Source organism: Curtobacterium sp. MCPF17_003 (assembly GCF_003224385.1).
Classification (GTDB): Bacteria; Actinomycetota; Actinomycetes; order Actinomycetales; family Microbacteriaceae; genus Curtobacterium; species Curtobacterium flaccumfaciens.
In genome coordinates, this window is record NZ_QKLC01000001.1 from 208,280 (window position 1) to 229,507 (window position 21,228).

Consider the following 21,228-nt stretch of genomic DNA (forward strand, 5'->3'; position numbering starts at 1 on the left):
GGGCGCTGCTGCCGGACCCGGAGCGCGCGCTCCGCGCTCAGACGTCGAGGTGGTCGACCAGCTCGTCCGCCAGACCCGTGTAGGTCGCCGGCGTCAGGTTCGTCAGCCGTGCCTTCGCGCCGTCGGAGATGTCCAGACGGTTCACGAACACGATGAGGTCCTGCTGGCTCACCCGCTTGCCCCGCGTGAGCTCCTTGAGCATCGCGTAGGGGTCCTCGATGTTCGACTGCCCGGCGGTGACCTCCGCGCGGATGACCGTCTGGATGGCCTCGGCGAGGACCTCCCAGTTGTGGTCGAGGTCGTCGGCGAGCTTGGCCTCGTTCACGGCGATCTCGCCCAGACCGCGGCGCAGGTTGTCGAGCGCGAGCAACGAGTGCCCGAACGCGACGCCGATGTTCCGCTGCGTGGTGGAGTCGGTCAGGTCGCGCTGCAGGCGGCTCGTCACGAGGGTCTCGGACAGCGTCGAGAAGAGCGCCGACGAGATCTCGAGGTTCGCCTCGGCGTTCTCGAACTTGATCGGGTTGATCTTGTGCGGCATCGTCGACGACCCGGTGGCACCGGCGACGGGGATCTGCGTGAAGTACCCCATCGAGATGTAGGTCCACACGTCGGTCGCCAGGTTGTGCAGGATCCGGTTGGCGTGACGCACCCGGTCGTACAGCTCGGCCTGCCAGTCGTGCGACTCGATCTGCGTGGTGAGCGGGTTCCACGTCAGGCCGAGGCCCTCGACGAACTCGCGGGACAGCGCGGGCCAGTCGGCCTCGGGGTCCGCGGCGAGGTGTGCCGAGAAGGTGCCGGTCGCGCCGGAGAACTTGCCGAGGTACTCGCCGCCCTCGATCTGGGCGAGCACGCGCTCGAGCCGGTAGACGACGACCGCGAGCTCCTTGCCGAGCGTCGTCGGGGTGGCCGGCTGACCGTGGGTGTGCGAGAGCATCGGCACGCTCTTCAGCTCGACGGCGAGCGTCCGGAGCTTCTCGAGCACGGCGCGGAAGCCGGGCAGCCAGACCTGGTCGACGGTGTCCCGCACGGTGAGTGCGTAGGACAGGTTGTTGACGTCCTCGCTCGTGGCGGCGAAGTGGGTGAGCTCGGCGATCGCGTCGAGCCCGAGCTCGGACAGCCGTCGGCGCACGAAGTACTCGACGGCCTTGACGTCGTGACGGGTCGTCGCCTCGATCTCGGCGAGCTCCGCGATCTGGTCCTGGCCGAAGGTCGAGGCGATCCGGCGCAGCGCGGCCTTGTCGTCGACGCTGAGCGGCGAGGTGGTGAACATCGCGTGGTCGGTCAGGAAGATGAGCCACTCGACCTCGACCACGATGCGCGCGCGGTTGAGGCCGGCCTCGGAGAGGTGCTCGCCCACCGTGTGCACGATCGGGTAGTAGCGCCCGTCGAGCGGGCTGATCGGCTGCGGGGGAAGGGGGGTCATGGGGCTCCCTGACGGACTGCCGGCTCGAGCTGGTGGAAGAGCGCCCGGCAGGCCCGTTCGACGGTCGAGAGCACTCGGTCGAACTCGTGCCGGTCCGCGTAGTACGGGTCCGGCACGTCGGCCTGCTGGGGCCAGGCGGCGTCGTACCGCAACAGGAGCGTCACCTTGGCGGAGTCGTCCATGGTCGGGGCCCACGAACGCAGGATGCGCTCGTGGGAGCGGTCGAGTGCGACCACCAGGTCGAGGTCCGGGAACCGGTCCGGGTCGAACTGACGGGCGCGATGCCTGCTGCCATCGTATCCGCGCGCCGCCAGCGCTGCGATCGTGCGCTCGTCGGCGGGTTCACCGACGTGCCAGTCACCGGTGCCGGCCGACTCCACCTGGAACCGGTCGGCCAGACCGGCGTCCGCGGCGATCTGCGCGAACACGACACCGGCCATGGGGGAGCGGCAGATGTTGCCGCTGCAGACGAACGAGACGCGGAACGGGGCGTCGACGTCCTGGGTCATGACCACATCATGACGCAGGGCGGGGTCCTCCGCGAGGTCCGCCGGGGTCACGCCCGCTGGCGGTTGAGCACCGGGCGGGCGAAGAGCCCGATGAGCCACGCGAAGACCGCGAGCACGAAGGCGCCGACGATGCCCCAGCCGAAGGAGTCGACCTCGAGCCCGAAGCCGAACGCCTCCGAGATGCCCGCGACGATGAGCAGCAGGATCGCGTTCACGACGAACGAGATGAGCCCGAGCGTGAGGATGTAGATCGGGAACGCCACGATCCGGATGACCGTGCCGATCACCGCGTTCACGAGACCGAAGACGAACGCCACGAGCAGGAAGGTGAGGACGGTCGCCGTGGTACCGCCGTCACCGAACGGCGTGACGGAGACGCCGCTGACGATGAGCGTGGTGAGCCAGAGCGCGAGGGCGTTGACGACGAGGCGGACGAGGAATCGCATGCGCCCATGATGCCCTCGCTTCCCCTCGTGGGTGCCGTGGGCCTGCCGGTAGCCTGAACCCGTGAGCGAGCAGCGTGTGCACATCCGGCCCGAGGTGGCCGTCCTCCCCGCGTACAAGCAGGGGCGACAGGCGTCCGACTCCGCCTTCAAGCTGTCGAGCAACGAGAACCCGTTCCCGCCGCTCCCCGGGGTCGTCGAGGCCGTGCAGGCCCAGACCTCGTACAACCGCTACCCCGACGCCACCGCCCTCGCCCTGCGCGCCGTGCTGGCCAACCGCTTCGGGCTGACCGCCGAGCAGGTGCACGTCGCCCCGGGCAGTGTCGCGATCCTGCACGAGCTCGCCCGCGCGACCTCCGGCCCCGGCGACGAGATCGTCTACGCGTGGCGCTCGTTCGAGGCGTACCCCGGGGTCGTCACGGTCGCCGGTGCCACCAGCGTGCAGGTGCCGAACCGACCCGACGGCGGGCACGACCTCGACGCGATGGCCGCGGCCGTCACCGAGCGCACCCGAATGGTGCTCGTCTGCTCGCCGAACAACCCGACGGGGCCGATCGTGACCGTCGCGGAGTTCGACGCGTTCATGGCCGCGGTGCCGCAGTCGGTGCTGGTCGTGCTCGACGAGGCATACGCCGAGTTCGTGACCGACGACGCCGCCGTGCACGGCCACCCGTTGCTCGCCGCGCACCCCAACCTCGTGGTCCTCCGCACCTTCTCGAAGGCGTACGGGCTCGCCGGGCTCCGGGTGGGCTACGCGCTCGGTCCGGACTACGTGCTCGACGCCGTCCGGGCCTGCGCCATCCCACTGTCCGTGACCGCCCAGGGCCAGGCGGCGGCGCTCGCCAGCCTGGAACGCGAGGCCGAGCTGCTCGAACGTGTGACCGAGATCGCGACCCTGCGCGACCGGATCGTCGTCGAGCTCCGGGCACAGGGCTGGGACGTCCCCGACGCCCAGGGCAACTTCCTCTGGCTGCCGACCGGCGAGCGGACGGCCACCGCGGCGGCCGCGTTCGAGGACGCCGGCATCATCGTCCGGGCCTTCCCGCCAGAGGGCATCCGCATCTCGATCGGCGAGCACGAAGCTGTGGAAACGCTCCTCCAAACAGCCCGCTCACTTGTGGGGGACCTCCAGGTGGCCGACTAGTGCCTGGCGCTACGCTGGCCCGCATGTCATTCCGCGCCGCGGCTCCCGCGACGACCACCGTCCGGCTCCTCGACCCCGAGGGTCGGTTCGTGGAGACCGACGAGAACGCCGAGTTCGCCGCCGCCGCGCGGGCGATCCCCGACGAGACCCTGCTGGCGATGCACCGCCGCATGGTGCTGACCCGTCGGTTCGACCACGCCGGCCACAACCTCCAGCGCACCGGCCAGCTCGGCCTGTGGGTGCCCAGCCACGGGCAAGAGGCCGCGCAGACCGGCTCGGCCTTCGCCCTCCGCGCCCAGGACCACGTGTTCCCGTCCTACCGCGAGCACGCCGTCACCATGCACCGCGGCGTCGAGCCGATGGAGATCATCGCGATGTACCGCGGGCAGACCCACGGCGGGTGGGACCCGGACCAGCGCGGCAACACGCACATCTCCACCCTGGTGATCGGCTCGCAGACCCTGCACGCCACCGGGTACGCGCTCGGCCAGAAGCTCGACGGCGACGTCGGCACGGGCGACCCGGACCGTGACGCCTGCTCGATCGTCTACTTCGGCGACGGCGCCACCAGCCAGGGCGACGTGAACGAGGCCTTCGTGTTCTCCGCATCGACCAAGGCCCCGGTCGTCTTCTTCCTGCAGAACAACCACTGGGCCATCTCGGTGCCGGTGTCGGTGCAGTCCCCGACGCCGCTCGTCGACCGCCCGCGCGGCTTCGGGATCCCGAGTGTCCTGATCGACGGCAACGACATCCTCGCGTCCTACACGGCGTCGGTCGTCGCGACCGAGCACGCCCGCAGCGGACAGGGCCCGGCCTTCATCGAGGCCGACACCTACCGCATCGGTGCGCACACCAGCTCCGACGACCCGAGCCGGTACCGCGCCGACGGCGAGCTCGAGGAATGGGTCCTCCGCGACCCGATCGTCCGGTCCGAGGCGTACCTGCGCTCGAAGGGTGCGACGGACGAGCAGTTCGCCGCGTTCGACGAAGAGGGCGAGGACATCGCCGCCGACGTCCGACGCCGCACCGTCGCCCTGACCGCACCGTCCGTCGACGTCATGTTCGACAACGTGTACCGCGAACCGCACCCGCGGATCACCGAGCAGAAGGCCTGGCTCGCCCAGTACGAGGCCGGCTTCGAAGGGGGCGCCCACGCATGAGCACCACCGAGCAGCTCTTCGACTACACGCTGCGCTCCCACCCGGGCGCCGGCGAGGTCCCGAGCGACCCCACCCCGACCCTGCCGATGGCCAAGGCCCTGAACGCCGGGCTCGCCGCGGCCATGGAAGCGGACGACAAGGTCCTGCTGATGGGCGAGGACATCGGCCAGCTGGGCGGCGTCTTCCGCATCACCGAGGGCCTGCAGGACCGCTTCGGCGCCGAGCGCGTGCGGGACACCCCGCTCGCCGAGGCCGGCATCATCGGCACCGCGATCGGCCTCGCCCTGCGCGGCTACCGCCCGGTCGTCGAGATCCAGTTCGACGGCTTCGTGTGGCCCGGCTTCGACCAGATCACCTCGCAGCTCGCGAAGATGGCGAACCGCCTGCCGGCACACATGTCGCTGCCCGTCGTCATCCGCATCCCGTACGGCGGCCACATCGGCGCCGTGGAGCACCACCAGGAGTCCCCGGAGACGTACTTCGCGCACACCCCGGGCCTGCGGGTCGTCAGCCCGAGCACGCCGAACGACGCGTACTGGATGATCCAGGAAGCCATCGCGTCGAAGGACCCGGTGATCTTCCTCGAGCCGAAGTCCCGCTACTGGCCCAAGGGCCAGGTGGACCTCGTCGACGGCCACGTCCCGATGCACACCACCCGCGTCGCCCGCACCGGCACCGAGGTCACGCTGGTCGGGCACGGTGCCATGGTCGCCACCCTGATGCAGGCGGCGGACATCGCCGAGGCCGAGGGCACCAGCTGCGAGGTCATCGACCTCCGCTCGATCTCGCCGATCGACTGGGAGCCGCTGCTCGCCTCCGTCCGCAAGACCGGTCGCCTGGTCATCGCACAAGAGGCCTCCGGCTTCGTCAGCGTCGGCAGCGAGATCGCCGCGACCGTCGCCGAGAAGGCGTTCTACACGATGCAGGCGCCGCCGCTGCGGGTGTCCGGCTTCGACGTGCCGTTCCCGGTCTCGAAGCTCGAGCACCTGCACCTGCCGGATGCCGACCGCATCCTCGAGGCCGTCGACCGCGCCCTCGCCTACTGACCCGTCCGACCGAGGACCCGTCCGACCGAGCTCGACCAGATCCACGAAGGAGCCGTAGTGGCCGCCGCCGAATTCCCCCTGCCCGACGTGGGTGAAGGTCTCACCGAGGCCGAGATCGTGCAGTGGCGCGTCGCGATCGGCGACGAGATCGCCGTCGACCAGGTGCTCGTCGAGATCGAGACCGCGAAGTCGCTCGTCGAGCTGCCGTCGCCGTTCGCCGGCACCGTCACCGGCCTGCTCGTGTCCGAGGGTGACACGGTCGAGGTCGGCAAGCCGATCATCCGCGTCGACTCGGACGCCTCGGTCGCGTCCGGAGCGGCCCTCACGCCCCCTGCGGAACAGTCGGGAGGCGCGGTGCCCGTCGCCGAGACCGCCCCGGTCTCGCCCGTGGTTGCGTCCACCCCGCCGGCACCCGCAGCACCGTCGGCCCCGGTCGCGCAGACCCCTCCCGCTCCCGCGGCGGTGCCGGCACGTGCCGCTGCCCCCGCACCGGTTGCGCCTGCTCCGGCTGCTGCCGCCGCGCCGGCGGCGCCGGTCCAGCCGGTCGCGGTCGACGCCTCCGTCCAGGGCACGGACGAGTCCTCCGGTGCCGTCCTCGTCGGCTACGGCTCGGCGACCTCGTCGCCCTCCCGTCGCAAGCCGGGCGCCCGCCGGGCCGCAGCGCTCGCGGCCGAGGCGAGCCGCGCCTCCAGTGTGGACACCGCCGCGGCTGCCGAAGCCTCCGTCGACCCGGGCGAGGAGAGCACTGCCGAGGCGATCAGCGCCCTCGGCACGGGCTCCGCGCACAAGCAGAGCACCGCGACCAACGTGCTGGCGAAGCCACCGATCCGGAAGCTCGCGAAGGACCTCGGCGTCGAACTGACCGAGATCGTCGCGACCGGTCTGGCCGGCGAGGTCACCCGCGACGACGTCATCCGGCACGCGAAGCAGGCCAGCGTCTTCCGGAACATCGAGACGCCCGAGTGGGGCGAGGTCCGCAGCGAGACGATCCCGGTCAAGGGCGTCCGCAAGGCCATCGCCACCGCGATGACGACGTCCGCGTTCACGGCACCCCACGTGTCGCTGTTCGTCGACGTCGACGCGACCCACACGATGGAGTTCGTCAAGCGGCTCAAGGCCTCGCCGACGTTCGCCGGCGTCAAGGTCTCGCCGCTGCTCATCGTCGCGAAGGCCGTCATCTGGGCCGTCCGCCGGAACCGTTCGGTGAACTCGACCTGGACCGACCGCGAGATCATCGTCCACCACTTCGTGAACCTCGGCATCGCCGCGGCGACCCCGCGCGGGCTCATCGTGCCGAACATCAAGGACGCGCAGGACATGTCGCTGCTCGAGCTGGCACAGGCGCTCGAGGAGCTCACGCTGACCGCCCGCGACGGCAAGACCACGCCGAAGCAGATGGCGAACGGCACGGTGTCGATCACGAACATCGGTGTGTTCGGCATGGACACCGGGACCCCGATCCTCAACCCGGGCGAGGTCGCGATCGTCGCCATGGGCACGATCAAGCCGAAGCCGTGGGTCGTCGACGGCGAGGTCCGCTCGCGCATGGTGACGACCATCGGTGCGTCGTTCGACCACCGGGTCGTCGACGGTGACGTGGCGTCCCGCTTCGTGCACGACGTCGCCTCAGTGCTCGAGGAGCCCGCGCTCCTGCTCGACTAGCGCAGGTCGTTCCGCTTCGTGAGCAGAAATGGTCGGGTTGCTTCGAGCCACTCGACCATTTCTGCTCACCATCTGCGGGCTTCCGCAAACGTCGCGTGGTGTTCACACGGATGTCGGGGGTCGGCGGCATGATCGGTGCATGGTCCACCAGCTCCTGACCCCCTCGCAGGAGATCCGAACGGATCGCCTCCTGCTCACCCCGCTGACCCCGGCCGACATCGACGACGTGCACGCGCTCTTCTCGGACGCCCGCACGTGGCAGCACCTGCCCACCGGCCGGCACGTGGCACGGAGCTCGAGTGTGGACATGGTGCAGCGCAAGATCGGCGGTCGTGCACGCCACGGCCTCGGGTCCTGGGCGGTCCGCAGCGCTTCCGACCACGCCTTCGTCGGTGTCGGTGGCGTCGACATGACCGCCGGTGGGGTCTGGAACCTCGGGTACCGACTGGCGCCCGCGGCATGGGGGCAGGGCTTCGCGTCCGAGATCGCCCTCGCTGCCGTCCGTGCCGCCGCCGACACCGCTCCTGACGTCCCGGTGACCGGCCGCGTGCTCACGAACAACCCCGCATCTGCAGCCGTGCTGCGTCGTGCCGGGCTGTCGCTGGTGTGGCAGGGGGCTCCCGCCCCGCAGAACCGAGCGGCCGCCGGGGTCGAGGGGCAGGTCTGGACCGATCGGCTGCTCTCCGACGAGCAGTTCGCCTGGCTCGTCGCCAACGCCTGACCCGTCAGCCAGCGGGTCCGCTGAGCCTGATGCTCCGTGCGGCGCGCGCTTCGACCGACGACGAATGTGTCGCGATCAGGACGGCCGCTCCGTCAGCCGCCAGCTCGCCCAGCAGGTCGAGCACCATCGCCGCGTTGTCCTCGTCGAGGGCACTCGTCGGTTCATCGGCGAGGATGACCGACGGACGCTTCACCAGGAGTCGCGCCATCGCGACCCGTTGCTGCTCGCCGCCGCTGAGTTCGTGGACCCGGTCGGTTCCGCGTCCGGCCAGACCGACACGGTCCAGGGCCTCGCCCGTCCGGAGGCCTCGGTGTCTCCGCCGTCCGTCTGGCAGGCGAACCACGTCGAGGTTCGACTGGACCGTCATGTCCGGCACCAATCCGAAGTCCTGGAACAGGTACCCGAGGTGGCGCCGCCGGATCAGTCGAGCCCGTCGCCCGTTCGAACCCGCTGACTCTCCGTTGATCCGGATCGTGCCGAGGTCGAGCGCATCGATGTGCCCGATGCAGTCGAGCAGCGTCGACTTCCCGCAGCCGCTCGGCCCGACCAAGCCGACGATCTCTCCCCCCGCCACCACGAACGACAGGTCGTGCCACAGCGCGCGGCCTCCGCGACGCTTCGATGCGTTCCGTACCTCGATCATCGTGGTCCGCTCCCTCGGTTGCGTGCAGTGCTCCGCGCCGTGACGGCCATGACGACGAGGCTCGTGGCGCTCACCGCCGCGAGCGCCACGAGTGCGATCGCCCCGGCGACTCCGGCTGACTGCGCCACCGGGTCGAGCGCCGATCTGAGCCCGCTCCCGTCCGGGCGTTGCGACCACCAGGTGTTGACGACGGCGATGGCGGAGATCGAGACCAGACCGGCTTCGATCGTCAGCAGGCCAGCATCGGTGCGGACGGGCGAGACGCCACTGGTGAACTTCGCGAACAGCGCACGGCCGTGACGGCGTCGGTGCGCGAGCGTGGCGACCATCCCGAGCATGACGCTGACTGCGAGGGTGCTGACCAGGGTGCCCGTCCCGACCGCCACGGTCGTCGCTGCGTGCCGTGCCTGTTCCGCCGCAGACTGACCCACCGCGACGACCGCGCTGAACTCGGTGCGGATGCCCGACGCGCCGATCGACCGCTCGGCGGCAGCACGGGACGTGAAGACGACGTCTCCGGTCGACAACCACGATCCGAGTTCATCGGCCGAGAAGACGTCGACCGGCGTGGGGACGACCACGATCACGGCGTCGTCGAGCCACGCGCGCGACGACGCGTCGTCCGGGTACGAGTAGACCTGCTGGCGGGCCAGCGTGCCACCGGTGACGTGCTCGAGGAGGGCGTCGGGTGCATCCCGCAACTGCCAGTCGGTCAGACCCTCGACGAGCCGATCGCGGGAGAGCTCACTGTCGGCAGGCATCCACACGGCGATTTCCGCGCCGTCGGTGGTGATGCGGGCCCCGTCCGCGGAACGGACGTCCTGCAGATCGAGGTAGCCCTGGTCGACGACGAGCGCAGGAACCGTCGACTTCCCTCGGCCGCTCGACACCTCGACCGCGGCGGCGAGGAACGCATCACGCCGCGCGAGCGCCCCACCGGCGAAATCGCCGATGCGGTCCCAGTAGGCCTGCTCCTCGACCGGGCGGGGATCCGGGGTGACCCACAGCTGGACGGTGTCACCGGCCGCCCGAAGATCCCGTTCTGCCGTTCCCTGTCGTGCGGTGGTCACTGCCCCGGTCAGTTCGAAGACGGCCGCGACGAGCAACAGGAGCGCGGGCACCCGTGCGATCTGTGCGACGAGCAGGAGCGCGCCCGCTGGTCGAGCGCCCCGCAGTGCGGCGGCCAACGGCTGTCGACACGCGACCACCGTGCCGATCGTGTGCGCGACGACGACCGGTGCGAGCAGCCCCACGCAGAACACGGAGATCGCGGCGGCGAGGGTCGCCGCCGAAGTGAGCCCGTTGTAGAACCAGAGCCCGGTGGCTGCGACGGGTACCCCGATGACGGTGACGAGCATGGCGGTCCGGAGCTCAGCCAGCTCCTGGATCACGATGGCGGCTGTGGAGTCTCCGTGCAGTCGGCGGACTGCGCTGCGGCGAGGGGCCCCGACGGTCGTCATCAGGCAGAGCGCCACGCATCCCGAGACCAGTGCTCCGACCAGGGCCAGGGTCTGATCCAAGCCGTCGGTGACGCCGATGCGTTGCAGGAGCGGCACGCGCTCCTCGCTGACCTCGTACCCGGCGTCTGCCAGTGCGCTCACGACGGCTCGCCGCGCATCGTCGTCCCCGAAGACCGAGTACGAGCCGGTCGGGTCGAACTGGTCGAGTTCCGACATCGGACGGACGGTGGTGACCATCGATCTCGTGAAGTCCTCGTACCCGTCGAGGAGCCAGCCGGCTCCGCGGCTCGAGGGAGCGTCGGTGACGAGCGCCACGCGGCGCGTCGTCGGAGCTTCACGGTCCGCCACCACCCGGGCGATCGTCGCGTGCTCGGCCTCGGCGACCTGCTCGAGTGCGATCGCGACCCGCTGGTTCGATCTGGTCTCAGCGCCGGCGGCAGCGGTCACCACGGACGAGGCGCCCACGATGCCGGCTTCGCTGACCTGCGCCAGGCCGATGAAGCCCAGAACGGAGGCCAGGAGGGGCGGCACGAAGTAGGCGAGCGTCACCGATCGGATGTTCATGGTCCCCCTTGCGGCGAGCGGGAGCGGGCGGTCGCTCGAGACCGCCCGAGGCTCGACCGATCGTGGCAGCGGCGCACCACTGATGTCAAGAATGTGAAATGCATGCGCCATGGCGACCGCGACGACCGACGTTGGTCTTCCCGGCCTGACTCGCTACTGTGATGGGAACTGGTCATGTCCGCGCATGACCACCGCCCAGGACCAGCAACGGAGCACGAGGGACGCATGACGAGCCGCATCACCGAGGGTGCCGAACCGAAGCACCAGCAGTTGCGGCGCATCCTGCTCGACCTCGTCACCACACGGCTGGCTCCCGGCGCCGCGATCCCGTCCGAACGCCAGCTCATCGCCGAGTACGGCGTCTCCCGGATCACCGTGCGTGAAGCGCTCGGGCAGCTCGTCAACGAGGGGTACCTCGAGCGCGTCCGCGGCAAGGGCACCTTCGTCGCGCACCGGCCGGTGCAGTCGACGCTGCACCTCGCCTCGTTCACCGAGGAGATGCGGGCGATGGGGCACGAGCCGACGACCGTGGTGCTCGTGCGCGAGGAACGCGTGCCGCCGGCCGACACCGCCGCGGCCCTGCGGATCGATCCGGACGTGCCGGCCTTCCACGTGAAGCGCCTGCGGATGGCCGACGGCGCCCCGGTCTCGATCGACGACGCCTGGCTCGTGGCCGACGCGTTCCCGGGCCTGCTCGACCATGACCTGTCCGGGTCGGTGTACTCGATCATCGCCACGGAGTACGGCACCCCCATCGACCGCGCGCAGCAGACCGTCGCCGCGAACCCGGCGGCCGACGACGTCGCGACGTTGCTCGGGACGAAGACCGGAGCGCCGGTGCTCGAGTTCGACCGGGTGTCGTACGCGGGGGAGCGCCCCGTGGAGCACACCCGGAGCTGGTACCGCTCGGACCGCTACCGGGTGCAGATGGAGGTCACCGCGACCCCCGCGGTCGCGTAGTCCGCCCAGCAACGCGAAAGCGACTGTGTGCCGCGGGTGTTCCGCAGCGCACAGTCGCTCCCGACGAGGAAGACCCCTCAGACCTCGAAGAGGGTGTCGCCGTCGAGCACCGTGGTGCCCACCGTCCCCTGGTCGACGCTGTCCGGCGTCGAACCGAGCACGACGACCGGGCAGATCGGCGAGTACCCGGCTGCCGAGATCACCGAGGGGGTGAACCGGACGACGGGGTCACCGGCGGTGACGGTGTCGCCCTCGGTCGCGAGGAGCTCGAAGCCCTCGCCGGAGAGCTTCACGGTGTCGATGCCGACGTGCACCAAGATGTCCGTGCCCGCGGTGCCCTGCAGCGCGAACGCGTGCGGGTGCAGCTTCACGATGGTGCCGTCGACCGGGGCCACCGCGGTGACCGCGCCCTCGACGCCCGTCGGGTCGACCGCGACGCCGGCACCGACGAGCTGCCCGGCGAACACCGGGTCGGGCACGTCGGCGAGGGCGACGACCGGGCCGCCGAACGGGGTGCGGACGACGGTCACAGTTCGTCCTGGATGTCCTGGGCGAGGTTGTCGGCGACCGTGCCGACGATGACCTGCCAGCCGGTGCCACCACCGACGACGGCCTGGGCCCCGGCGGCCTGCAGGGCAGCCTTGTCGACCAGGTCCCCGTCCTCGACCTCGACGCGGAGGCGCGTGATGCAGCCCTCGACCTCTTCGATGTTCTCGGCACCGCCGAGTGCGGCGATGATGTCGGCTGCCTTGATGTCGGCCATCGTTTCCTCCTCGTTAAGGGTTTGCGTCGCAGGTTGACACCGGACCGCTCGCGGATCAGACTACGGAACTGGTCATGACCGGACAGGACCGGACCTGGCGACACCGCCGAGGTTACCTGCGCTGGCTGCACGACTCAACTCACCCCGACAGCTCCACCCAATGACGAGAGGACCTCCGATGAGCGCCACCACTGCCACGGATGTGCCGGAGAAGAAGCCGAAGAAGAAGCAGTCCAGGTTCTTCGCGAACGCCCAGCGACTCGGACGGAGCCTGCTCCTGCCGATCGCGGTCATGCCTGCCGCGGGCATCCTGCTCCGCCTCGGCCAGTCCGACATGCTCGGTGCGATCCCCGGCTTCGAGCAGGGCGCGACCATCATCGCGGCCGCCGGACAGGCCGTGTTCACATGGCTTCCGCTGCTCTTCGCGGTCGGCATCGCGATCGGCTGGGCCAAGAAGTCCGACGGCACGACCGCGCTCGCGGCCGTCGTCGGCTACATGGTCATGTACCAGGTGTTCGCCGCCATGTCGCCGATCGTGCTCGACGGGGTGAAGGACGCCGCCGGCAACCCTGCCACCATCAACTTCGGTGTCCTCGGCGGCATCGTGATGGGTCTCGTCTCCGCCGTGCTGTGGGAGAAGTTCCACCGCACGAAGATGCCCGACTTCCTCGGGTTCTTCTCGGGTCGCCGTCTGGTGCCGATCATGACCGCAGCCGCCGGTCTCGTGATCGCGGTCCTGATGTCCTTCGTGTACCGCTACTTCGACATCGCGCTCACCGCAGCCGGTCAGGCCGTCGCGGACAACGCCGTCATCGGTGGTGGCATCTTCGGGTTCGCGAACCGCATGCTCATCCCCGTCGGCCTGCACCAGCTGCTCAACTTCTTCCCGTGGTTCCAGCTCGGCAGCTTCACCGGCGCGGACGGCCTCGCCGTGCACGGCGACGTGAACCGGTTCCTCGCTGGCGACCCGACGGCCGGCACGTTCATGACCGGCTTCTTCCCGATCATGATGTTCGCGCTGCCCGCCGGTGCCCTGGCGATCTGGCGCAACGCGAAGCCGCAGAACCGCAAGCTCGTCGGCGGCATCATGCTCTCCGCCGCCCTCACCTCATTCGTGACCGGCATCACCGAGCCGCTCGAGTACTCGTTCATGTTCGTGGCGTTCCCGCTGTACGTCATCCACGCGGTGCTCACGGGCACCTCGCTCGCCCTGGTGAACGCCCTCGGGATCCACGACGGATTCTCGTTCTCGGCCGGTGCGATCGACTACGTGCTGAACTTCGGCAAGGCGGACGGGGCGATCTGGCTCATCCCGATCGGCCTCGGCTACGCGGTCGTCTACTACTTCCTGTTCAGTTTCGTGATCAAGAAGTGGAACCTCCGCACCCCCGGGCGTGAAGAGGACACGATCGCCGAGAACACGATCGACGCGGCCACCAAGCCGTAGACGCGAGCGTCGTTCGAACGGGAGGCCCGGTGCCAGCTGGCACCGGGCCTCCCGTCCGTCTCCCGGTCGCGCTGAGAGCCCTCATAGCGGTTTTGACAATCGTTATCAGTAGGCGTTAGCGTCGTGCCATGCACAACCGCCTCCTCGCCCTCCCGCTCGTCGCCGGCGCCGCCGCGCTCGCCCTGACCGGGTGCGCCACCTCGTCCGCCTCGGGGGAGGCCAGCGGTGACGGCACGATCAACGTCGTCGCCTCCACCAACGTCTACGGCTCGATCGTGAAGACCATCGGTGGCGACGCCGTCACCGTGACGAGCATCCTGAGCGACCCGTCGCAGGACCCGCACTCGTTCGAGTCGAGCGCCCGCACGCAGCTCTCCGTTTCCAAGGCCGACCTGCTCATCGAGAACGGTGGCGGGTACGACGACTTCATGACGACGCTCGCGAACGCCTCGGACACCAAGGCCGACACGATCAACGTCGTGAAGCTCTCCGGCCTCGACGAGGGCGGGGACGCCGAGTTCAACGAGCACGTCTTCTACAGCTACCCGACGATGGTGAAGCTGGTCGAGGCGGTCACGAAGGACCTCGGCGCGCTCGACGAGAGCGGCAAGGACGCCTTCGAGAAGAACGCCGCCACGCTCACCACCAAGCTCGAGGACCTCGAGTCCCAGACCGACGCCGTCAAGAAGCAGGACTCCGGCGACAAGGTGGCGTACACCGAGCCGGTGCCCGGGTACCTGTTCGACGCGATGGGGCTCGAGAACGAGACCCCGCCGGACTTCTCCGAGGCCATCGAGGAAGGCGACGACGTCCCGCCGGCGGCCCTCCGCGACACCCTCGCGCTGTTCACCGGTAAGCGCGTGCAGCTGCTCGCCTACAACAACCAGGCGTCGAGCCCCGAGACCGAACAGGTCCAGAAGGCGGCCGAGCAGAACGACGTCCCCGTCGTCGGTGTCACGGAGACGCTCCCCAAGGGGCAGGATTACGTCTCGTGGCAGCAGGCGAACATCGACGCGGTGAAGGCAGCGCTCCAGAAGTGACGACCTCGACCGCAGCAGCGGCGACCCACGGCCCGGCGACCACCACGGTGGACGACCGGGCTGCGGCTCGTCCGGTCCTCGCGCTCCGCGATGCCGGGTTGTCCTACGGCGCCCGGAAGCTCTGGGCAGGCCTCGACCTCGACCTCGCGCCGGGGGAGTTCGTCGCGGTCCTCGGCCCGAACGGCGCCGGCAAGACCTCACTGCTCCGTACCGTCCTCGGGCAGCAGCGGCTGACGAGCGGCACGATGTCGTTCCTCGGGCAGCCGGTGCACCGCGGCCACCGGAAGATCGGCTACATCCCGCAGCAGCGTCTGATGGAGGCGGGGACGCCCCTGCGCGCGCGGGACATGATCGCCCAGGGCGTGACCGGGCACCGGTGGGGCATCCGACGTGCCTCGAAGTCGGACCGGATGCGCATCGACCGGGTCCTCGACGAGGTCGGCGCCACCGCCTTCGCGGACGCCCCCGTCGCCGAGCTCTCCGGCGGCGAGCAGCAGCGCACCCGCGTCGGGCAGGCCATCGCCGCCGACCCCGCCCTGCTGCTGTGCGACGAACCCCTCATCTCGCTCGACCTGCGGCACCAGCGCGGGATCACCGAGCTCATCGACCGCGAGCGCCGGCAGCGCGAGGCCGCCGTGCTCTTCGTGACGCACGACGTGAACCCGATCCTCGACGTCGTGGACCGGGTGCTCTACATCGCCGGGGGTCGGTTCCGGATCGGTTCGCCGGACGAGGTCCTGCGAGCCGACGTCCTGAGCGACCTGTACGGCACGCCCGTCGACGTCGTCCGCACCATGGGGCGCATCGTCATCGTCGGGGCGAACGAGGCCCACGAGCACCACCCGGGCGAAGTCGACCCGCACGCCGACCAGCCCGACGAGGGGCGGATCTGATGGACCTGCTGTCGACCGTCTTCTCGTTCCAGGACTACGGCCAGCTCCTCGCGCTGGTGCAGAACTCGATCTGGGCCGGCGCGGTGCTCGGCATCGTCGGCGGGCTCATCGGCCCGTTCGTCGTCGCCCGGAACATGCCGTTCGCCGTGCACGGCATCTCGGAGCTCTCGTTCGCCGGGGCCAGTGCCTCGCTGCTGCTCGGGGTGAACGTCGTCTCCGGCTCACTCGTCGGGTCGGTCATCGCCGCCCTGCTCATCGGCGTCCTCGGGTCGCGTGCCCGGGAACGCAACTCGATCATCGCCGTCCTCATGCCGTTCGGGCTCGGGCTCGGCATCCTCTGCCTGGCGCTCTACAAGGGCCGGGCCGCCAACAAGTTCGGGTTGCTCACCGGGCAGATCGTCTCGGTCGACAACCCGCAGCTGACGTTCCTGATCGTGGTCGCCGCGATCGTCGTGGCGACACTGCTCGTCATCTGGCGCCCGCTGATGTTCGCCTCGGTCGACCCCGACGTCGCTGCGGCCGCGGGGATCCCGGTGCGCACCCTCGCGATCGTGTTCATGCTCGTGCTCGGGCTGGCCACCGCCGTGTCGGTGCAGATCGTCGGTGCGTTGCTCGTGCTGTCCCTGCTCGTCACCCCGGCGGCGGCCGCCCTGCGCCTCAGCTCGCACCCGGTCGTCGTGCCGGTGCTGTCGACGGTGTTCGCGGTGACGTCGGTCGTCGGTGGCATCCTGCTCGCACTGGGTGGCGGCCTGCCGATCAGCCCGTACGTGACGACGATCTCGTTCGCGATCTGGGTGGTCTGCCGGATCATCGGGTCGCGACGCGACAGGCGGGGACGCAACCGCGTCGCCGGCCGGAACCAGCGTGGCGGAAGCGAGCCGGGCCTCCAGGCAGGGACGACGTCGACAGCCGGTTGGAAGGAAGAGGTGTCAGCATGAACGCCGTGCAGAAGACCAAGCGGAACACGTGGCAGCGCGAGGCGGTGCGCGGTGCCCTCGACTCCACCGAGGGGTTCGTCAGTGCGCAGGCGCTGCACCAGCACCTGCGGGACGAGGGCTCGACCATCGGTCTGGCCACGGTCTACCGGGCGCTCGCCGACCTGGCCACCGAGGGCGACGCCGACTCGCTGCAGCAGGACGGCGAATCGCTGTACCGGGCGTGCACGACGGACGCCCACCACCACCACCTGATCTGCCGGAACTGCGGCCGGACCGTCGAGATCGAGGCGGACCCGGTGGAGCAGTGGGCGCAGGACGTCGCCGCCGCCAACGGGTTCACCAACGCCAGCCACGTCGTCGACATCTTCGGCGAGTGCGCCGTCTGCACGGCAGCCCGCGCGACCGCCGCCACCGACGAGTAACCTGCCCCGCATGCACGTCATCCTGGTCCCCGGGTTCTGGCTCGACGCGAGCGCGTGGGACGACGTCGCCCCGGTGCTCCGCGAGGCCGGGCACTCGGTGCAGGCGGTGACGCGCGACGGCGACACGCTCGACGAGCAGGTCGCCGCGTTGGTCGCGATCCTGGACGACGTCGCGTCCGCCGACGAACCGGTCGTGCTGGCCGGACACTCGGGTGCCGGGCCGATCGCGTACATGGCCGCCGACCAGCGCCCGTCGCTCGTCGCGCACCTGCTCTACGTCGACACGTTCCCGGGGCCCGAGGGCGGGTGCGTGAACGACGAGTTGCCCGTGGTCGACGGGGTCGTGCCGCTGCCGTCGTGGGACATCTGGGAACCCGCCACCGTCCGGGGAATGACGCCCGAGGTCCGGCAGGACGTCGAGCGCCGGGCGATCCCCGAGCCGGCCTCGGTGCCGTCGGACCGGTTCCACTACGCCGACGCGGCACGGCACACGATCCCCGCGACGATCATCACCTGCGAGATCCCCGCCGCCGAGCTGCTGGCGATGGTGGCGGACCACCAGGCCTGGGCGGCCGAGCTCGTCGCGACCGAGGAACTCTCCATCGTCGGGCTCGAGACCGGCCACTGGCCGATGTTCACGGCGCCGCAGCAGCTCGGGGAGCTGATGGTGCAGGCGCTGGCGCCCAAGCCGACGCAGGCGCCGTAGGCGACGCGTCCGATGAGACGCCGAGACGCCGAGACGAGCCGCAGCCCGCCCGGCGTAGCGTCCCGCCCGTGGACCTCGCAGCCTGGACGCAGTGGGCGGGCGCGTCCGACTACGACGTCGCCCGGTTCGTGGTGCAGCGCGGCGTCGCGGCGATCGCCTGCCTCGCCTTCCTGTCCGCCCTCGCCCAGTTCCCGGTGCTCGTCGGGGAACACGGCCTGCTCCCGGTGCCCCGGTTCATGGAGCGCCCGTACGCCCGCCGACTGCCGGTGGTCTGGCGGTGGTGGCGCTACACCGACAACCGGTTGCGGCTGCTCGCCGGCGGGGGAGCGGTGGTGTCCTTCGCCCTGGTCGTCGGGGTCCCGCAACGGGCCCCGTGGTGGGTGCCGATGCTGTGCTTCCTGCTGCTCTGGCTGGCGTACCTGTCGATCTCCGACGTCGGGCAGACCTTCTGGGCCTTCGGGTGGGAGTCCCTGCTGGTCGAGGCGCTGTTCACCGTCGCGTTCCTCGGCTCCGACGACGTCGCGCCGCCGATCGTCGTGCTCGTCGCGCTGCGCTGGCTGGTGTTCCGGCTCGAGTTCGGTGCCGGCATGATCAAGATGCGCGGGGACCGCTCCTGGCGCGACCTGACGGCGCTGTACTACCACCACGAGACGCAGCCGATGCCGAACCCGATGTCGCGGACGGCCCACCTGCTGCCCCGCCCCGTGCACCGGTTCGAGACGCTCGGCAGCCACTTCGTGCAGCTGGTCGTGCCGTTCTTCCTCTTCGCGCCGCAGCCCGTGGCGTCGATCGCCGCCGCCCTCGTCCTGCTCACCCAGCTCTGGCTGGTGGTCTCCGGCAACTTCGCCTGGCTGAACTGGATCACCCTCGTCCTGACCTTCGCCGCGATCGACGACCGGTCGGTGGCGGCGGTGCTGCCCTGGCTGCACGACTCCGTCGACGCCGGGCCGACCGCGACGCCGGTCTCCTTCGTCGCGGTGACGGTCGCCGTCGGGGTGCTGCTCGCGTGGTTGTCCTGGCCGGCCGCGAAGAACCTGGTGTCTCGGCGGCAGCTGATGAACGCCTCGTTCAACCGGTGGCACCTGGCGAACGCCTACGGTGCCTTCGGCAGCGTGACGCAGCAGCGCGACGAGGTCGTCGTCGAGGGGACCCTGGCCGAGGACCCGTCCGACGAGGACTGGCAACCGTACGAGTTCCGCGGCAAGCCGGGCGACCCGAGGCGTCGGCCCGGCCAGTTCGCGCCGTACCACCTGCGGCTCGACTGGCTGATGTGGTTCCTGGCCCTCGGCGCCGACGACCGGTGGTTCCGGGTGTTCGTCGTGCGGCTGCTCGAGGCCGACCGGCCCACGCTGCGGCTGCTCGCCCACGACCCGTTCGACGGGGAACCGCCGCGCTGGGTCCGTGCGCGGATGTTCCACTACCGGTTCGCCACCCGGGCGGAGCGGCGGGAGACGGGCCTGTACTGGATCCGGCGGGAGCGGTACCTGCTCATGGCACCGGTCGGGCTCCCGCGCCGTCGTGCGGGCGGTGAGGGCGACCACGCTGGTGCGTGAGGGGCCCTGTCCGGCCGCCACGGGCCTCCAGGCCTGGAGGCCCGGCTTGCGACACGCCCGGTCCTCGCGTAACGTGGACCCCTGGTTCTCCGCGTCCGCGCGGCGGACCCGTTGTTCCAAGCCCTCCGACCGTCGCGAACGCCGCGGTCGCGCGGTGTCCGGCTCTCCTTCGACAGGTGATGCGGACCTGGGCGGTGCACACAACCCCCTCGCACGGCCACCCCGGTGGCAGTGCGCGTGTGCACCAGGCAAGTGAACTTGGGTGCGGCCGTCCGGTCGCACGGTACCTCAGGAGGAAACCATGGCAGCAGTGTGCCAGGTGACCGGCGCCGTTCCCGGCTTCGGTCACAACATCTCGCACTCGCATCGCCGGACGAAGCGTCGCTTCGACCCGAACGTGCAGAAGAAGACGTACTACGTGCCCTCGCTTCGTCGTAACGTCACGCTCACGCTCAGCGCGAAGGGCATCAAGGTGATCGACGCACGTGGCATCGAGTCCGTCGTCAAGGATCTCCTCGCCCGTGGGGAGAAGATCTGATGGCGAAAAAAGGTCAGGACATCCGTCCGATCATCAAGCTCCGCTCGACGGCGGGCACCGGGTTCACCTACGTGACCAAGAAGAACCGTCGGAACAACCCCGACCGACTCGTGCTGAAGAAGTACGACCCGGTGATCCGCAAGCACGTCGACTTCCGTGAGGAGCGCTAAGCATGGCGAAGAAGAGCAAGATCGCGAAGAACAACCAGCGTGCCGTCATCATCGCGCGCTACGCCGAGCGTCGTCTCGAGCTGAAGAAGGCCCTCGTGGACCCGAACGGCACCGACGAGTCGCGTGAGGCCGCCCGCGTGGGCCTGCAGAAGCTGCCCCGCGACGCATCGCCCATCCGGTACCGCAACCGCGACGCCATCGACGGCCGCCCCCGTGGCCACCTCGGTGAGTTCGGCATCAGCCGTGTCCGCTTCCGTGACATGGCCCACCGCGGCGAGCTCCCCGGCATCACGAAGAGCTCCTGGTAAGCACTCGCAGTACACGACGCCCCGTCACCTCCTGGTGGCGGGGCGTTCGCTGTGTACGGGGTACATGCGAGCCGTCATTCGTCACATCTGCCCCTCCAGCACCCCCTCGGAGCCCCGACAACCCCGGAAATCCGGGCGAGTCGGCGGTTTTCACCCCCGGCGGCTGGTAGGTTCAACTCCGGTTCCGCCGGGCCCTCGGCCCACTGGCACCGTGGCACGGGGCAACCGCTCCGGGCGCCGGACGACACGTGCGTCCGACCGATACTGCAAGAAGTCCGAGGAGGACATCCATGGCTGACAAGTCACTGAACCGCACCGAGCTCGTCGCTGCCGTCGCCGCTGAGTCCGGCCAGAGCCAGGCCACCGTCAACGGCGTCGTCGACGCGCTCTTCAGCGTCGTCTCGTCGTCCGTCGCGGACGGCACGAAGGTCACGATCCCCGGTTGGATCGCCTTCGAGAAGACGCACCGCGCCGCCCGCACCGGCCGCAACCCGCAGACGGGTGACGCCATCGAGATCGCCGCGAGCGACTCGGTCAAGGTCAGCGCCGGCTCGAAGCTCAAGGCTGCGGTCAAGTAAGACTGTTCCACGCATCGGGAGGGACGGCTTCGGCCGTCCCTTTCGTCGTTCCCCGGTGCGTCCGTGGACGTCTGCTCGGGCGAGCCCGCGTGCGTGCGCCAGGTGCGCGCGTCCTGCCTGGAGGCCCGTGCCGGTCT

General features: G+C 70.2%; 24 protein-coding genes. 17 read left to right on the top strand and 7 right to left on the bottom strand.

The genetic code is table 11. The features are described from left to right. Positions 1-37 precede the first annotated feature (37 nt). The 3 genes from purB to DEJ30_RS01035 are packed head-to-tail and all read right to left on the bottom strand — an operon-like array spanning position 38 to position 2,378. Positions 38-1,423 (bottom strand): adenylosuccinate lyase, encoded by a 1,386-nt coding sequence (gene purB / locus DEJ30_RS01025; RefSeq protein ID WP_110858663.1) that lies wholly within the window; start codon positions 1,421-1,423, stop codon positions 38-40. Further along, positions 1,420-1,932 carry a low molecular weight protein-tyrosine-phosphatase gene (locus DEJ30_RS01030; protein ID WP_017886476.1) on the bottom strand — a complete coding sequence of 171 codons (513 nt, stop codon included), beginning with the start codon at positions 1,930-1,932 and terminating at the stop codon, positions 1,420-1,422. The genes purB and DEJ30_RS01030 overlap by 4 nt, the downstream gene beginning before the upstream one ends. Before the next feature lie 47 nt (positions 1,933-1,979). Beyond that, positions 1,980-2,378, bottom strand: coding sequence for a phage holin family protein (locus tag DEJ30_RS01035; protein WP_110858664.1), 399 nt, complete (start codon positions 2,376-2,378; stop codon positions 1,980-1,982). A gap of 61 nt (positions 2,379-2,439) precedes the next feature. Between DEJ30_RS01035 and DEJ30_RS01040 the strand changes: the two genes are divergently transcribed. The 5 genes from DEJ30_RS01040 to DEJ30_RS01060 all read left to right on the top strand — a co-directional run bounded on the left by DEJ30_RS01040 (position 2,440) and on the right by DEJ30_RS01060 (position 8,108). Next, positions 2,440-3,519 carry a histidinol-phosphate transaminase gene (locus DEJ30_RS01040; protein WP_110858665.1) on the top strand — a complete coding sequence of 360 codons (1,080 nt, stop codon included), beginning with the start codon at positions 2,440-2,442 and terminating at the stop codon, positions 3,517-3,519. Positions 3,520-3,542: 23 nt separating this feature from the next. After that, a complete protein-coding gene (locus DEJ30_RS01045) occupies positions 3,543-4,679 on the top strand; it encodes a thiamine pyrophosphate-dependent dehydrogenase E1 component subunit alpha (protein WP_071404900.1) in 1,137 nt (378 codons plus the stop codon). Between the two features lie 86 nt (positions 4,680-4,765). Further along, positions 4,766-5,725 carry an alpha-ketoacid dehydrogenase subunit beta gene (locus DEJ30_RS01050; protein WP_110858927.1) on the top strand — a complete coding sequence of 320 codons (960 nt, stop codon included), beginning with the start codon at positions 4,766-4,768 and terminating at the stop codon, positions 5,723-5,725. A gap of 57 nt (positions 5,726-5,782) precedes the next feature. Continuing rightward, complete coding sequence (locus DEJ30_RS01055) at positions 5,783-7,387, top strand: dihydrolipoamide acetyltransferase family protein (RefSeq protein ID WP_110858666.1); 1,605 nt, start codon at positions 5,783-5,785, stop codon at positions 7,385-7,387. A gap of 139 nt (positions 7,388-7,526) precedes the next feature. After that, complete coding sequence (locus DEJ30_RS01060; RefSeq protein WP_181419937.1) at positions 7,527-8,108, top strand: GNAT family N-acetyltransferase; 582 nt, start codon at positions 7,527-7,529, stop codon at positions 8,106-8,108. 4 nt (positions 8,109-8,112) lie between these two features. On the opposite strand, the gene DEJ30_RS01065 is transcribed toward DEJ30_RS01060, so the two are convergent. Further along, positions 8,113-8,751 carry an ABC transporter ATP-binding protein gene (locus DEJ30_RS01065; RefSeq protein ID WP_110858668.1) on the bottom strand — a complete coding sequence of 213 codons (639 nt, stop codon included), beginning with the start codon at positions 8,749-8,751 and terminating at the stop codon, positions 8,113-8,115. Then, complete coding sequence (locus DEJ30_RS01070; protein WP_110858669.1) at positions 8,748-10,775, bottom strand: hypothetical protein; 2,028 nt, start codon at positions 10,773-10,775, stop codon at positions 8,748-8,750. The genes DEJ30_RS01065 and DEJ30_RS01070 overlap by 4 nt, the downstream gene beginning before the upstream one ends. A 225-nt stretch (positions 10,776-11,000) precedes the next feature. On the opposite strand from DEJ30_RS01070, the gene DEJ30_RS01075 reads away from it, so the two are divergent. Further along, complete coding sequence (locus tag DEJ30_RS01075; RefSeq protein ID WP_017886466.1) at positions 11,001-11,735, top strand: GntR family transcriptional regulator; 735 nt, start codon at positions 11,001-11,003, stop codon at positions 11,733-11,735. A gap of 77 nt (positions 11,736-11,812) precedes the next feature. Here DEJ30_RS01075 and DEJ30_RS01080 read toward each other — a convergent pair whose 3' ends face one another. Both DEJ30_RS01080 and DEJ30_RS01085 read right to left on the bottom strand, forming a co-directional pair. Beyond that, positions 11,813-12,265, bottom strand: coding sequence for a glucose PTS transporter subunit IIA (locus DEJ30_RS01080; RefSeq protein WP_110858670.1), 453 nt, complete (start codon positions 12,263-12,265; stop codon positions 11,813-11,815). After that, positions 12,262-12,498, bottom strand: coding sequence for a PTS transporter subunit EIIB (locus tag DEJ30_RS01085; RefSeq protein WP_017886464.1), 237 nt, complete (start codon positions 12,496-12,498; stop codon positions 12,262-12,264). Before DEJ30_RS01085 ends, DEJ30_RS01080 begins: the two co-directional genes overlap by 4 nt. Positions 12,499-12,676: 178 nt before the next feature. Between DEJ30_RS01085 and DEJ30_RS01090 the strand changes: the two genes are divergently transcribed. The 11 genes from DEJ30_RS01090 to DEJ30_RS01140 all read left to right on the top strand — a co-directional run bounded on the left by DEJ30_RS01090 (position 12,677) and on the right by DEJ30_RS01140 (position 21,091). Further along, the gene (locus DEJ30_RS01090) at positions 12,677-13,945 is read left to right on the top strand and encodes a PTS transporter subunit EIIC (RefSeq protein ID WP_110858671.1); all 1,269 of its coding nucleotides are present in this window, start codon (positions 12,677-12,679) and stop codon (positions 13,943-13,945) included. A 128-nt stretch (positions 13,946-14,073) separates the two neighbouring features. Beyond that, a complete protein-coding gene (locus DEJ30_RS01095) occupies positions 14,074-14,985 on the top strand; it encodes a metal ABC transporter solute-binding protein, Zn/Mn family (RefSeq protein WP_110858672.1) in 912 nt (303 codons plus the stop codon). Positions 14,986-15,032: 47 nt separating this feature from the next. Further along, the gene (locus DEJ30_RS01100; protein WP_110858928.1) at positions 15,033-15,878 is read left to right on the top strand and encodes a metal ABC transporter ATP-binding protein; all 846 of its coding nucleotides are present in this window, start codon (positions 15,033-15,035) and stop codon (positions 15,876-15,878) included. Beyond that, on the top strand, positions 15,878-16,816 hold the full coding sequence (locus DEJ30_RS01105; protein ID WP_110858673.1) for a metal ABC transporter permease: 939 nt from the start codon (positions 15,878-15,880) through the stop codon (positions 16,814-16,816). Before DEJ30_RS01100 ends, DEJ30_RS01105 begins: the two co-directional genes overlap by 1 nt. Then, complete coding sequence (locus DEJ30_RS01110; protein ID WP_027464954.1) at positions 16,813-17,238, top strand: Fur family transcriptional regulator; 426 nt, start codon at positions 16,813-16,815, stop codon at positions 17,236-17,238. The genes DEJ30_RS01105 and DEJ30_RS01110 overlap by 4 nt, the downstream gene beginning before the upstream one ends. Positions 17,239-17,248: 10 nt before the next feature. Next, a complete protein-coding gene (locus DEJ30_RS01115; protein ID WP_110858674.1) occupies positions 17,249-17,944 on the top strand; it encodes an alpha/beta fold hydrolase in 696 nt (231 codons plus the stop codon). Between the two features lie 68 nt (positions 17,945-18,012). Further along, positions 18,013-19,497, top strand: coding sequence for a lipase maturation factor family protein (locus DEJ30_RS01120; protein ID WP_110858675.1), 1,485 nt, complete (start codon positions 18,013-18,015; stop codon positions 19,495-19,497). 301 nt (positions 19,498-19,798) lie between these two features. Then, positions 19,799-20,035 (top strand): 50S ribosomal protein L28, encoded by a 237-nt coding sequence (gene rpmB, locus DEJ30_RS01125; RefSeq protein ID WP_027464952.1) that lies wholly within the window; start codon positions 19,799-19,801, stop codon positions 20,033-20,035. Next, positions 20,035-20,205, top strand: a complete 171-nt coding sequence (gene rpmG, locus DEJ30_RS01130) for a 50S ribosomal protein L33 (RefSeq protein ID WP_017886456.1) — start codon at positions 20,035-20,037, stop codon at positions 20,203-20,205. The genes rpmB and rpmG overlap by 1 nt, the downstream gene beginning before the upstream one ends. A 2-nt stretch (positions 20,206-20,207) precedes the next feature. After that, complete coding sequence (rpsN, locus tag DEJ30_RS01135) at positions 20,208-20,513, top strand: 30S ribosomal protein S14 (RefSeq protein ID WP_017886455.1); 306 nt, start codon at positions 20,208-20,210, stop codon at positions 20,511-20,513. A gap of 290 nt (positions 20,514-20,803) precedes the next feature. Next, positions 20,804-21,091, top strand: coding sequence for an HU family DNA-binding protein (locus tag DEJ30_RS01140; RefSeq protein WP_017886454.1), 288 nt, complete (start codon positions 20,804-20,806; stop codon positions 21,089-21,091). The last annotated feature ends 137 nt before the right edge of the window (positions 21,092-21,228 follow it).

What these genes read in the sequence shown, in the direction of transcription:
- rpsN (WP_017886455.1), top strand. Translation starts at nt 20,208, where the DNA reads ATGGCGAAGAAGAGCAAGATCGCGAAGAACAACCAGCGTGCCGTCATC.
- DEJ30_RS01095 (WP_110858672.1), top strand. Translation starts at nt 14,074, where the DNA reads ATGCACAACCGCCTCCTCGCCCTCCCGCTCGTCGCCGGCGCCGCCGCG.
- DEJ30_RS01070 (WP_110858669.1), bottom strand. Translation starts at nt 10,775, where the DNA reads ATGAACATCCGATCGGTGACGCTCGCCTACTTCGTGCCGCCCCTCCTG.
- DEJ30_RS01045 (WP_071404900.1), top strand. Translation starts at nt 3,543, where the DNA reads ATGTCATTCCGCGCCGCGGCTCCCGCGACGACCACCGTCCGGCTCCTC.
- DEJ30_RS01085 (WP_017886464.1), bottom strand. Translation starts at nt 12,498, where the DNA reads ATGGCCGACATCAAGGCAGCCGACATCATCGCCGCACTCGGCGGTGCC.
- DEJ30_RS01115 (WP_110858674.1), top strand. Translation starts at nt 17,249, where the DNA reads ATGCACGTCATCCTGGTCCCCGGGTTCTGGCTCGACGCGAGCGCGTGG.
- DEJ30_RS01060 (WP_181419937.1), top strand. Translation starts at nt 7,527, where the DNA reads ATGGTCCACCAGCTCCTGACCCCCTCGCAGGAGATCCGAACGGATCGC.
- DEJ30_RS01110 (WP_027464954.1), top strand. Translation starts at nt 16,813, where the DNA reads ATGAACGCCGTGCAGAAGACCAAGCGGAACACGTGGCAGCGCGAGGCG.
- DEJ30_RS01090 (WP_110858671.1), top strand. Translation starts at nt 12,677, where the DNA reads ATGAGCGCCACCACTGCCACGGATGTGCCGGAGAAGAAGCCGAAGAAG.
- rpmG (WP_017886456.1), top strand. Translation starts at nt 20,035, where the DNA reads ATGGCGAAAAAAGGTCAGGACATCCGTCCGATCATCAAGCTCCGCTCG.
- DEJ30_RS01075 (WP_017886466.1), top strand. Translation starts at nt 11,001, where the DNA reads ATGACGAGCCGCATCACCGAGGGTGCCGAACCGAAGCACCAGCAGTTG.
- DEJ30_RS01035 (WP_110858664.1), bottom strand. Translation starts at nt 2,378, where the DNA reads ATGCGATTCCTCGTCCGCCTCGTCGTCAACGCCCTCGCGCTCTGGCTC.
- DEJ30_RS01050 (WP_110858927.1), top strand. Translation starts at nt 4,766, where the DNA reads ATGGCCAAGGCCCTGAACGCCGGGCTCGCCGCGGCCATGGAAGCGGAC.
- DEJ30_RS01065 (WP_110858668.1), bottom strand. Translation starts at nt 8,751, where the DNA reads ATGATCGAGGTACGGAACGCATCGAAGCGTCGCGGAGGCCGCGCGCTG.
- DEJ30_RS01140 (WP_017886454.1), top strand. Translation starts at nt 20,804, where the DNA reads ATGGCTGACAAGTCACTGAACCGCACCGAGCTCGTCGCTGCCGTCGCC.
- purB (WP_110858663.1), bottom strand. Translation starts at nt 1,423, where the DNA reads ATGACCCCCCTTCCCCCGCAGCCGATCAGCCCGCTCGACGGGCGCTAC.
- DEJ30_RS01105 (WP_110858673.1), top strand. Translation starts at nt 15,878, where the DNA reads ATGGACCTGCTGTCGACCGTCTTCTCGTTCCAGGACTACGGCCAGCTC.
- DEJ30_RS01030 (WP_017886476.1), bottom strand. Translation starts at nt 1,932, where the DNA reads ATGACCCAGGACGTCGACGCCCCGTTCCGCGTCTCGTTCGTCTGCAGC.
- rpmB (WP_027464952.1), top strand. Translation starts at nt 19,799, where the DNA reads ATGGCAGCAGTGTGCCAGGTGACCGGCGCCGTTCCCGGCTTCGGTCAC.